The 12,487-nt window shown below is 44.4% G+C and carries 9 protein-coding genes; 6 read left to right on the top strand and 3 right to left on the bottom strand.

Annotated elements, in window-relative coordinates:
• The 4 genes from L4C33_RS00005 to L4C33_RS00020 all read left to right on the top strand — a co-directional run.
• Nucleotides 1–916, top strand: a 916-nt coding sequence (locus L4C33_RS00005; RefSeq protein WP_428810441.1) for an ester cyclase, incomplete at its 5' end; no start/stop codon positions are given.
• A 72-nt stretch (nucleotides 917–988) separates the two neighbouring features.
• Entirely contained in the window at nucleotides 989–1,942 is a 954-nt protein-coding gene (locus tag L4C33_RS00010) for a nuclear transport factor 2 family protein (protein ID WP_428810442.1), read from the top strand.
• Between the two features lie 69 nt (nucleotides 1,943–2,011).
• The gene (locus tag L4C33_RS00015) at nucleotides 2,012–3,028 is read left to right on the top strand and encodes a nuclear transport factor 2 family protein (RefSeq protein WP_428810443.1); all 1,017 of its coding nucleotides are present in this window, start codon (nucleotides 2,012–2,014) and stop codon (nucleotides 3,026–3,028) included.
• A 295-nt stretch (nucleotides 3,029–3,323) separates the two neighbouring features.
• Nucleotides 3,324–3,725: a DUF1090 domain-containing protein gene (locus L4C33_RS00020; RefSeq protein ID WP_428810444.1), complete on the top strand. Its 402-nt coding sequence runs from the start codon at nucleotides 3,324–3,326 to the stop codon at nucleotides 3,723–3,725.
• Between the two features lie 54 nt (nucleotides 3,726–3,779).
• Here the strand turns inward: L4C33_RS00020 and L4C33_RS00025 are convergent, their stop codons facing one another.
• Nucleotides 3,780–4,568, bottom strand: coding sequence for an AraC family transcriptional regulator (locus tag L4C33_RS00025; protein WP_428810445.1), 789 nt, complete (start codon nucleotides 4,566–4,568; stop codon nucleotides 3,780–3,782).
• A 99-nt stretch (nucleotides 4,569–4,667) separates the two neighbouring features.
• Here L4C33_RS00025 and L4C33_RS00030 point away from each other — a divergent pair, with 99 nt between their 5' ends.
• Nucleotides 4,668–5,582, top strand: coding sequence for a DMT family transporter (locus L4C33_RS00030; protein ID WP_428810446.1), 915 nt, complete (start codon nucleotides 4,668–4,670; stop codon nucleotides 5,580–5,582).
• Nucleotides 5,583–5,709: 127 nt separating this feature from the next.
• Nucleotides 5,710–7,332 carry a peptide ABC transporter substrate-binding protein gene (locus tag L4C33_RS00035; protein WP_428810447.1) on the top strand — a complete coding sequence of 541 codons (1,623 nt, stop codon included), beginning with the start codon at nucleotides 5,710–5,712 and terminating at the stop codon, nucleotides 7,330–7,332.
• Nucleotides 7,333–7,477: 145 nt separating this feature from the next.
• Here L4C33_RS00035 and L4C33_RS00040 read toward each other — a convergent pair whose 3' ends face one another.
• The gene (locus tag L4C33_RS00040) at nucleotides 7,478–11,185 is read right to left on the bottom strand and encodes an AAA family ATPase (RefSeq protein ID WP_428810448.1); all 3,708 of its coding nucleotides are present in this window, start codon (nucleotides 11,183–11,185) and stop codon (nucleotides 7,478–7,480) included.
• Nucleotides 11,182–12,414 carry an exonuclease subunit SbcD gene (sbcD, locus tag L4C33_RS00045; RefSeq protein ID WP_428810449.1) on the bottom strand — a complete coding sequence of 411 codons (1,233 nt, stop codon included), beginning with the start codon at nucleotides 12,412–12,414 and terminating at the stop codon, nucleotides 11,182–11,184. Before sbcD ends, L4C33_RS00040 begins: the two co-directional genes overlap by 4 nt.
• Nucleotides 12,415–12,487 lie beyond the last annotated feature (73 nt).

The raw sequence follows: 12,487 nt of genomic DNA on the forward strand, positions 1-12,487 counted from the left end.
CAGTGATACCGCAACACTACAATATGGCTATCCGTTCGAACAACTTACCAATAAGCCATCGTTGATATCAGAACTATATCAACCTTTATTGGAAGCGATTCCTGATCTAGAAAAACGCACCTATATAGAAATGGGTGGCAACGCCAATGGTGGCGATTGGGTGGGTTGTGCTGGCTATTACACCGGTTGCTTCATGGAGCCTTGGCTTGATATTCCACCCACAGGGCATCAAATATCCATGCGCTTTCATGAGTTCTACCGGTTTGAAGGCGGGAAAGTGGTCGAAGTCCAAGCGTTGTGGGATATCCCTGAACTGATGATGCAGGCACAAGCGTGGCCAATGACACCAAGTTTAGGCAGAGAGTGGCACCCACCGGCACCAGCCACACTAGATGGTATCGTTGGGCAAACCAATGCAACGCATGCAGACAGTAGCTTAACCGTCGTTTCAGAAATGCTAAATGGTTTATCAAAGCACGCCAAAGGCGGCGTAAACGCCATGACTCTTGAATCATTTTGGCACCCTAAAATGAGTTGGTATGGCCCTTCTGGTATTGGGACTGGCCGGGGAATAACAGGATTTAGAAATTGGCATCAAATTCCTTTCTTAAATGCCCTACCCGATAGGCGAACCAAAGAAGGGAATGGTTACCTATTTGCTGATAATAACTACGTTGCCTTCACGGCATGGCCAGGAATGGAGATGACGGTATCGGGAAGTGGTTGGCTCGGCATTGCGCCATCCAATCAAAATATCACGATGCGGAGCCTCGACTTTTGGCGAGTTGAAGGAGACAAAATTCGAGAAAACTGGGTGTTGGTCGATCTGCTCGACGTCTACCACCAGCTCGGCGTTGATGTTTTTGCAAGAATGAAAGAACTCAATAAAGCACGCTATCGTCAGTTTGAGCGCTAAACACATAATTAAATTGAGTGAGCCTGTCTCTAGCTTAGGCTCGCCACGAACAAATAATTCAAGGATAGAACAATGACTATGACTGGATTTGAACCAAAATGGCAAAACTTCCCAGACTATATATTAGGCATTACCAAAGAGATCTGGGAAGATCGCGGCTTACACACCCTGCATGATTATTACTCTGAAGATATCGTGGTAAGAACACCACAAGGCATCGCTATCGGCAATAAAGATGTCATCAACGCTACTTTAGCCGTGCTTGCCCAATACCCAGACCGAACTCTGTTTGGCGAAGATGTTATTTGGAGCGGTTCACCAGAGCAAGGCATGTTGTCGTCACACCGCATCATCTCCACCGCAACCGATAAAGAGACCGGTACTAAGCTCAAATTTAGAATCATTGCAGACTGCCACGCTATTAATAACCAAATCAATGATGAATGGCTCATCCGAGATCAAGGCTCTATTGCCAGACAACTAGGTTATACACCAAAAGCTTACACGCAGCATTTGATCGACCAGAGTGGCGGAATCGAAAAGTGCCAACCTGTATTCACACCTGCTTGTGACCAACAAGGGCCTTACCTAGGTGTTGGTAATGACAACAAATGGGGCCGCAAATACGAAGACATCCTACAAGCAATTATGAATGCTCAACTGAGTGTGATTCCGCAAGAGTATGATCGTGCTTGTATTGGGGAATACGCAGGTGGTCAATCTGCGCTTTCACATTCTGAAATCGACCACTTTTGGATTCAATTGCGTTCCTCTTTCCCAAATGCAGAGTTTAAGGTTCACCACCGTATAGGTCTAGAAGACGACATGATGTCACCACGGGCAGCCATCCGATGGTCGCTTCAAGGTAAGCATGAAGGCTATGGTGCTTTTGGTCAGCCCACAGGCGCTGAGGTTTACATCATGGGAGCATGCCATGCTGAATTTGGCCCTTGGGGATTACGTCGTGAATATGTGCTTTACGACGAACTGGCTATTTGGAAGCAAATTATCCAACACACTGGATAAGCCATAACGAGAAACTCAGAAGAGTCATACCTTTGAACCATTTCCAGCTATCTGCGAAAAGAGATAACTATGTCTAAATACCAACAAGCAAAAAGTGTCGTACGCGCATACTTCGACGCCATGGAAAACGCAACTCCCGAAAACGTGGCGCAAGTCCTCAAAGRACACACGTCAGAAGATTACCTTTGGCGTGGTGTCTACCCTTTTCGAGAACAAGTGGGAGCACAGGCCACTGCTGAGGTTTTCTGGTCGCCACTCATGAAATCCATCACGCGCATGCAACGCCGTCAAGATATCTTTATTGGGGGTAACAATGAAATTGCCCCTAATGAAATTTGGGTAATGAGTATGGGCCACTTTATGGGGCTTTTTGATGCAGAGTTCCTGGGTATGCGCCCTACCGGCAAGATCATGAATATCCGCTACGCCGAATTTAGCTGTGTCCAAAACGGTAAGATTACGAAAACAGGGCTATTTCTCGACTTATTGGGAGTTATGGACCAAGCGGGCTGCTACCCATTACCGCCATCAACAGGTAGACATTTTGTGTACCCGGGGCCTCGTAACCACGATGGACTTTTATTCGAAGATGCAGCACCTAGCGAAGGACAAGATACACTAGCACTCGTTAATAAAATGGTAGATGACCTTTCAACACTGAACGATAGCGGTGCTATGGGCTGCCCGCCAGATATACTAGAAAAGAGTTGGTCTAAAGACATGATCTGGTATGGCCCATGTGGTATCGGCGCGTCTTACACGATCCCCCGTTATCAGCAACAACATCAGCTACCGTTTCGTAACAACCTGAAAGATAAAAAGTTTAATGGGCACATATGTCGCTTCGCAGAAGGTAACTTCTCTTGCTTTTTTGGTTGGCCAAACCTATCTAATACACCAATTGGTGGCTTCTTAGGGCTACCCGGAGGTGAAATTCGCGCCGATATGCAAGTGGTGGACGTTTACTACCGTGAAGGTAACAAGCTATCAGAGAACTGGGTATNGATTGACATCCCCTTTTGGCTAAAGCAGCAAGGTTTAGATGTATTCGAACGCACGCAGCAAATATTAAATCCATCTCTATAAATGAGTTTGCAGCAACTCGCAGGTTTCAATCGCACTGACGTCCGTAACAATACAAGAAAACTAAGATGTTGTTAGCTACAAACGATGTGACCTTGATTTGAACATACCGCACAAACAAAAAGAGCGAGAGGCTTACCTCTCGCTCTTTTTTATCGTCAATCTGCTGTAGCAGTTGCTGCACTAAAAATGCCACTGCTTAAYTTTACACTTTGTTGTCAACCTACCAATTCAAAGGTGCTAAGTTTTTATCACAACAAATAGTCCAAGTTGATAATATTCAACGATAAGGTAAATCATGACTCTACACACTAAAAAAGGCTCACTGTTATTGCTTTGTGCGCTTTCTTTTAACAGTACAGCCAGCACACAGTGCGAAGGGCTGTCTGGCTGCGAAAAAAAATTCTGTGAGATCGAATACCAAATAACGAAAGCAGAGGAATACGGTAATAAACACAAAGTAGAAGGATTAACGAAAGCGTTGAACTCTGCTAAAGAAAACTGCACTAACGAAGGCTTGAAAGACGACCTACGAGAAAAGATCACATCGAATGAAGAAGACCTTAGTCAGTATCGTTCTGATTTAGAAAAAGCAGTGAGTAGCGGTGAAACGGATAAGATTCGAAAGTATCAGCGTAAAATCGAAAAAGAGTTGCTTGAAATAGACGACTTAAAGCAAAAACTATCTGAAATACCATAATACGGCAACCTAAGACTTAGGGTCTTCCCATTCAAAAATCTAGAGAAAAGCGAGTTACAACAAGCGATTTTTGTATTGTTCTGGCGTTGTCCCCGAGTATTTCTTGAACATCGAGATAAATGGACTGGCCTGGTTATAACCTAGAGTCAACGCGACCTCTTTAACTGACTGTCCATTTCTTAACAAGTCCATCGAATACAAATAGCGAACTCGTAAGCGCCATTCAGTGAAGCTCATGCCTAATTCACTCTGGCAATGGCGAGCTAAAGTGCGCTCAGTAGTATGAACTATTTCAGCCCACTGTTTTAACGAAACGTCTTCGATCGGATTCTCTTCAATAGAAGCTAATATCGGTGCAAGATATTTATTGTCACTCGATGGCAAAAAGTGATGAGCGACTTCTCGAGTAGCAAGCTGATCTAATAAAACTTGGACGAGACGCTGGTCTTGTACACTTTGGGCAACATTCACTTCACGTAGACGAAAGTCATCCACAATAGATGTCACTATTGGCGTTACATTAATCAAGCTTGTTGTATCAGGTAGGTTCTTCGTAAATTCCGGAGCTATGTTTAATGAGCAATAATCTAAGGGCTTGCGATTATAGCTGCAATGCATAACCCCAGCAGGCACCCAAATAGCTAAATGCGGCGGAGCAAGAAAACGCGTGCCCTCTGCTTCCATCTCCAAAATCCCACCACTGATAAGCTGTACTTGCCCCCATGGATGGCTGTGTACCCTTGTCTCGGTATTTGACAAAAACGCTTCAAAATTCATAAATACGTTGGATGGAGCTTTATCAATTGATAAGGATGGGTGAAGATTTCTTTGTGGCTTTTTCAAACTTGTCTTCCTATCGCGCTCAATGTCGTTTTAAAGATACATAGTTTCATTACGACCTGTCAAACTAGTTTCTTCTCACCTAATTGCGACGGTATTCACATGATCTATCTTCTTCCTTTATTCACAGTTTTGATCTGGGGAATAAATGCCATCGTTAACAAGATGGCCGCTAGCGTCATAGAGCCAAGTGCAATGAGCTTTTATCGCTGGTTTTTTGCAATGCTTATTCTTACTCCATTTTGTATTCGATCAGTAATAAAGCAATGGCCGACAATTAAGCCAAACCTAAGTAAGTTGGCATTTCTTGGATTCTTAGGGATGGTACTCAACCAATCCCTCGGCTACTACGCAGGTTTAACCACGACGGCTTCTAACATGGCACTAATTACGTCGCTTGTTCCGCTAATCAGTGTTTTTATTAGTGTGCCACTTTTGAAAAAATCCATCTCAGCATTAAGTATTATCGGTGGCGTTATTTCGTTAGCGGGTCTTGCTTTTATGCTTGGCCAAGGGGACCCTCTGTTTTTCCTTCATCAGAACATTACTCAAGGTGATGGGTTAATGCTAATCGCAGCGAGTGTTTACGCTACGTACTGTGTGTTACTTAAACGATGGAAAATGCCAATCACGAATTGGGTTGTCATTTATATCCAAGGGCTATTCGCTGTGGCAATGTTGACGCCTCTTTGGCTAAGTAGTGAGCACCTACTACCAACACAAGCATCACTACCATTGATTGCGTACGCTGCTGTCGCAGCATCGGTATTAGCCCCCTGGATGTGGGTAAAAGCCATTGATGCGATAGGGGCTGATTCAAGTGCGATGTTTATGAACCTTATGCCCGTTTTTGCAGTGGTATTAGCAGCAAATGGGCTTGGAGAAGAGATCCACACGTTCCATCTAATTGGCGGTTTAATGGTTATTTCAGGGGTAATTCTATCGCAGCTCAAACGTCAAAAGCCGTTAATGAGCGAATGCATTCCTGAACTCAAAAAGCCGCAAGAAACCATCTAAATTTCACTGAGACTAGGGCTTCTGTATGGGGCTCTAGTTTCCAGCTTTTAAAATAAAATCGCGTTTGCCTTTTTCATCCTTTTTATATTTAATGGATAGAGTTCTGTTAAAGTCTGGAAAGGAAACTATGACTAAGAAACCCCTATATCTCACTATTGCCGCAATTCTTTTAACCGGCTCGACCATCGCTCATTCCGCCTCGGTACCAAACGATGTCACACTTGCCGAAGAGCAACATTTAGTTCGTGGTAACGCAACAGAACCAACCTCAATCGACCCAACTTTTGTCAATGCTGGGGTCGCTGCAGATGTTATCGCGAATGATATGTTTGAAGGGTTCGTGATCGAGAATACGCTAGGGCAAATAATCCCCGCACAAGCAAAGGATTGGCGCTTCAGCAATGGTGGAACAACCATTACTTTCAATTTACGCGACAATATCAAGTGGTCGAATGGTGAACCTGTTTCAGCGTCTGATTTTGTATACGCCTGGCACCGAGCAATTAACCCGAAAACGGGGAACAATACGAGCCACTACTTTGTAACAGCAAATATTCTTAACGCTGACTCTATTATTAAAGGTGACAAACCTGTTGAGTCACTCGGTATCAAGGCTATTGATGACACAACCGTCGAAATTACCTTAGAGAAACCAACCTCATATTTCCTAAGTTTAANGAGTGTAAAAACGTTCTTCCCTCTGCCTCAATCGGTTGTTGAAAAGCATGGTGAACAATGGACACGAGCAGAAAATATCGTAACCAACGGTGCTTACACATTAAACAGTTGGGTTCCGAATGAATATGTAGAAGTCGTTCGTAATGAACACTATTGGGACAACGCTGAGACTGTCATCAATAAGGTGACTTACCTTGGTTTATCCTCACAAAATGCCGAGCTGATCCGCTACCAGGCGGGTGAGATTGATATGACAAACCGTGTTCAACTAGAGTATTACCAAAAGCTGAAGCGTGAAGATTCAAGACAAATCAAGTCACAACCGCTTTTAGGCTCTTACGTATACTCATTCAATACCACACAAGCTCCATTTGATGATGCTCGCGTTCGTAAAGCATTAAACATGTCGGTTCTTCGCGATATCCTGGTCGATAAAGTAACGGGGCAAGGCGAAGAAGCAGCTTTCAATGTTGTGCCTAATACGATTCCCAATTACGACGCCCCTGCTGCCGACTTTAAAGCTCTAAGCCACCAGAAAAAATTGGCTCAAGCAAAGCAGTTACTGAATGAAGCCGGTTACAATGAAGACAACCCTCTAGAATTCACACTCACTTATAACACCAGTGATAATCACAAGAAGATCGCCTTGGCTATTGCTTCTATGTGGAAACCGCTCGGTGTGAAAGTGGAATTGGAAAATATGGAGTGGAAAGCCTACGTTGCAGCGAAAAGCTCAGGCGATTATCAACTGGCTCGCTCTTGGTCGTTTGGAGACTACCCAGAGCCGTCAGCGCAGCTTCATACTTTTACATGCGGTCACACGGCCAACGAAAGTGGGTACTGTAATAAAAAGTTTGACGAGCTTCTTAATCAAGCTGGCAGCACAGCAGACCAAAAGCAACGTTACGATCTTTACAATCAAGCAGAAACCCTACTTAACGATGCAAACGCAGTGATCCCTCTGTATCACTACAATCACACTCGTTTAGTCCGCACAACACTAAAAGGCTTCCCTGAAAATAATCCTAAGGGCAATATTTACGCAAAAGATCTCTACTTTATCGCAGAGTAATGTTTATTGCCGGCTGATCCTTATAGAAGGCTCAGCCTTGTTCGATGAGAAATAAAAACGCCTAGCAAATAGCCAGGCGTTTTTAATTGTGCCGTACTTTTAATTGTTCCGTACAAAGAACGCGCTCTAACACATCAAAAGCGTATTACGCTATACGATACTGAGGTTCTAGAACACTCACCCCAAGGCCACTTTTCTTCGTCACTTTTAGTTGCACAGGAATACGCTCTTTCATCGCTTCGATGTGGCTGATCACACCAATCATTTTTCCTGATGCATTCAAGTTATCAAGTGCATCTAACGCGATATCTAAAGTTTCCGCATCCAGCGTGCCAAACCCTTCATCCAAGAACAAAGAGTCGATACTGGTTTTGTGACTGACCAAGTCAGAAAGCGCTAACGCTAATGCTAGGCTCACCAAGAAACTTTCACCGCCAGATAACGTTTTGGTGTCGCGTACAGCATCACCTTGCCATGTATCAAGCACTGAGAGCTCTAACCCTTCTCCACCTTTTCTTTTTAATAGATAACGTCCGTGTAGGCGTTCAAGCTGTTTGTTAGCTAAGTACACCAAGTTATCTAGCGTCAGACCTTGGGCAAATTTACGGAATTTATCGCCCTTCTGTGAACCAATTAACGAGTGAAGATACTGAATATCATCGTACTGCTGACGATATTCATCAATTTGGTCGAATAATGTTTGCTGCCCTTGTCTGCGCTTTTCATCTGACTTTAGTTCATTGGTCAATTCACCTAAACGCTTCACACTGGTATCGAGCTCTTGTTGTTGCTCGTTATACAATCCGATCACTTCAACGAGTTGAGTTTGCTGCCATTGAATTGCGAGCTCTGCTTCATTGAGCTTGTTCAATTCTTTTTCACAGGCATTGAGCACTGCAATACTGGCTTCTAGCTGTTTATCAAGTTTCGCTTTAAGTACAGAGAGCTCATTTAGCTCTTGCTCCGTAAGTAGCGATGCTAAGAACTCTTGTTGGTCAGCGAATGGGCTAGCGTTCAACACTTGTTGCCACTCAGACGCTTTACTCGTCAACTCTAAACTTACTTTCGCCAAGTTATCTGACAGCATTTTTAATTCAGCTTTAGCACTATGAAGTTCCGCGTCTTGCTTTTGAGCCAGAGTGACCACGGCTTTCAAGGTCACCTCACACGCTTCAAGCTGACTCGACATATTCGCTCGTACCACTTCAACCGCTTGCTCTCCAAACAACTGTTGGCGCTCGGTAACCTGCTGTGTTTTCGTTTTCTCTAGTTCAACTAACGACTGTTCAAAATCAGCCAATTGCGCTTTAAGTTGAGAAAGGTGTTGCAAGGTGTTCGCCAAATCTTTTTCTACTAGCGCATATTGCTTAGTATTTTCTTGAAGTGCCAATGAAGACTGCTGCCATTGTTGTGCATCCTTATGTTTCTGCACAAACCAAACATCAATTGAAATAGACGAGTCCACTTCAAAGCCACTCGACTCAATGGCACTTCGCAATGCCTTCTCCAAATCAGAAAGCGTTTGGCTAAGCTCATTGAGCTGAGATTGAATCGTCGCCTGTTCTTTTACTAAAGACTCACTACGTTGCTGTTCAAGCGTTAAATCACTGGTTACTGACTGAAGCTGCAACTGAACTTTATTAACAGAATCGGTGGTTTGTTGAACCTGCTTTTCAACATCCAAAATGGCACTGAGCTGTACTGAAGCTGTTTGCTTTTGTTGCTCTAGTGCCGACATCAACACATTAACGGTATCTGGTTGGCCGATATCAAGTTGTACTGGCGAATCACCATCCATAACACCACTGTTCGCCAAGCCGTCACACTGTATTTGCCAATGGTTTAGCGATTCATTAATTTGTTGTGTCAGCCACTCTAGACGCTCCGTAAACTCCGCTTTTTGTCTCGTAAGCGCGTCTAGTTCAGCGCTTATATCGCGTCCGGATTGTTCTGTTTTTTCAAAATCTAACTGGGCTTGGCGTTTTTGTTCGAGAAGCTCATTTTGATTAACAGTCTGCGCGCCTTCCAATTTAGGGTGTTCTAGTGAGCCGCAAAGTGGACATTCTAAGTTTGGTGCTAATTGTGCTCGGTAGTGCGCTAGATGCTCTTCTTGCGAAAGCAACAGATCCATAGATTGCAGTAACTGCTTTTGAGTTTGATAGTGATTACGCAGCTGCTCTCGGCGGTTTTCTAGATCGTTTTGGGTTTGCTTTGATTGCTGTAACCATTGCTGTTTCTGCTGGGATTCTTGTGTCGCTTGCAGCCATTGCCCTTGCAAGCTCGTCAACGAGTGCTTCATCGCAAGTTGATTCGTCAATGCGGTTAACTGCGTTTCCCAGTGTTCTCGATTTGTAGTTTGAACAAGGCCGTTAAGTCGCTCTGTCGCCTGACTATGTTGCTGTACCACCTGTTGGTGTTCTTTTTCAGCATTATCAAGAGCGAGTTGGCAACGATTCAACTGCTGGTTTTGCAGCGTGGTACGTTGCTCTAAATCAGAACCTGTTTTTTGCAATTGAACCCACTTATCCTGATCACGCTGCAACTGAGCATGCTGCGCTTTCCAGCCTTCTAACTGAACTTCCACCTTTCCATCAGCAGCATTGGATTCTAGGTACAGTTCTAATTCAGCGTTCGCTGTTATCAACTGTTTACTGCGCTGATCGAGCTTAACCACTTCAGCTTGTTGTGTTTCTATTAGCTGAGATTGCTTCGTTTCCTGTACTCGTAGTGATTCTATCTGCTGAGTCACTTGGGTGATTTGATTGTCGAGTGGTAACACTTTTTCGTTAATCAGCGTCTCTTGTGCTTGTTGCTGCTTCTTAACGTCATCTCGTGCATTTTCAGCAACCTTAAGCTGTTGGTTCGTCTCAGCGACGGCTGAGATCGCGACGTCAAATTTTAGTTGCTGATTTGGCTGTTGGCTCTGCAGTTCGTTATGACGATGCTCAGCTTCTTGCCACAGCGAGTAAGGCGCTCGCAATTTTTCAGCAGGTTCATTTTTCGCTAAGCGATCCAATTGCGGCTGTGCTTCTTCTATCGCTTGCTGCGCATTACGATTGTCTTGCTGAGCGCGACCCAGTTCTGCTTGCTGTTTCTCTAGTTGTTCCCACCAAAGCTTATGCGCGTTCAGCTGCTCTAATACTTGCTTAATCTTTTGCTGTTTCGACTCAACTTCTGTGAGCTCCAGTTTAAATTGCTCGACTTGCTCGGGCGTTAATAACTGCACACCTTGAGCCTGAGACTCTAGCTGCAATAATGTTTGTTTGGCGTGGCTAAAGTGTTGATGAACACTTTCTGAGATCAAACCGTAGATCTCAGTCCCTGTAAGTTCTTCTAGTAGCTCTGCACGTTCCGACTCTTTGGCATTTAAGAAAGCCGCAAACTGACCTTGAGATAGCATCATTGATTTGGTGAAACGAGCGAAGTCCAATCCGGTGAGTGACTCGATCATCTCAGATTTTTTCTTTATCTGAGTCGCCAACACTTTGCCAGATTCAACTTCCGCGAGTTCGACTTGAGCAGCCTGCAAATTGCCATCCGCTTTTCCACGGGAACGTCGCATGCTCCAAAATGCTCGATAAGCTTTGCCTTTCACTTCAAATTCAACTTCCGAGAAGCATTCCGCAGTGCCTCGCGTCATGATCTCGTTACTACTGGTCGAAAGTTGCCCAAGCCTTGGCGTGCTGTGATAAAGCCCTAAACAGATAGCATCCAGCAGCGTGGTTTTGCCCGCCCCTGTAGGGCCAGTGATCGCGAACAACCCATTATCGGCAAATGGAGACTGGCTAAAATCGACTTTCCACTCGCCCTTTAGGGAGTTCAGGTTACCAAAGCGTAGCGTTAAGATTCTCATTCTGCTGGCTCCTGATGTTCGATATCCGAGACTATTTTCTTAAACGTTTGGGTAATTCTGGTTCGGCGTTCTTGCTCCGATTCACCTTCAAACTCTTCAAGCTCAAGGCGCTTGTTAAATACATCGAACGGGGTTAATTCCGCCAACGTTTCATTCTTTGCTTGTTTGAGTGAAGCGGAATAACTTTCACGAGAACGGCGCAATTGAAGCACTTCAATTGAAGTTCCATCGACCATTAATTGAATTCGGTTTTGCAGATCCGAAAGAAAATCTTGAACCTGTACTTCAATAGACACCCAAACACTGCTTTCACCACTTTCAGCGGCAAGCTGCTTGATTTGAGATTCAATAGTGGCTAAGTCTCCCTTCAAGCTGTGCATTTCCTGAAAACGAGGAACAGAAATAGGCTCAACGCATTCCAATTTTCCATCGTCAAAATTCACCATCAAAACTTGTTTGTCTGACTTTAGCTCATCAAAGCTGAGAGGGATTGGCGAGCCGCTGTAACGAATGTGCTGTTTTTTAGCTACGATTTGCGGACGGTGGATATGGCCTAACGCAATGTAATCCGCTGCAGGGAAACCTTTAGCATCAAAACCATCTAAGGTTCCGATGTATATGTCGCGTACCGACTCCGTCGCTGTTACCCCTAATGCCGTTAAGTGGCCAGTGGCGATAATTGGTACATTCAGAGATTGTTCACTACGCAGTTCACACGCACGGTTAAATAGATCGTGATAATGTTGTTCTATCGCTTTTCCTAGCGCTTGCTGTTTAGCAACGCCAGACTCTCCAGCCTGGCTACTGACCACATCTCTTGCTCGAACAAACGGCACAGCACATAAATACGCGCCAATTTTACCATCAGATTTCAGTTCAATAATCTGTTCGTCAAGTTCATCACTGGTATTGGCAATTACATGCGTATTCAAACATGCCAAAAGCTGTTTTGATTCATTCAACGTCGATACGGAATCGTGATTACCGCCAAGCACCACAAGCTGACAACCCTGCAGATTCAAGTCGACGACAAACTGGTTATACATTTCACGGGCGTAACTTGGTGGAGCCCCTGTATCAAACACGTCTCCCGCCACAATGACGGCATCAATATTATGTTTGGTGACCGCTTCAAGTAACCAGCGAAGGAAGGCTAAATGCTCGTTCTTACGGCTTTTGGTAAAGAAATTCTGGCCTAAGTGCCAGTCGGAAGTATGAAGAATACGCATATCGGTTACTTTCTTATTGGAGTCATTCAATTGTGCCAAGTTAATGTTAGGGATAAAAGAGAATCTCTACTTT

The organism is Vibrio makurazakiensis, assembly GCF_050337375.1.
Lineage (GTDB): Bacteria > Pseudomonadota > Gammaproteobacteria > Enterobacterales > Vibrionaceae > Vibrio > Vibrio makurazakiensis.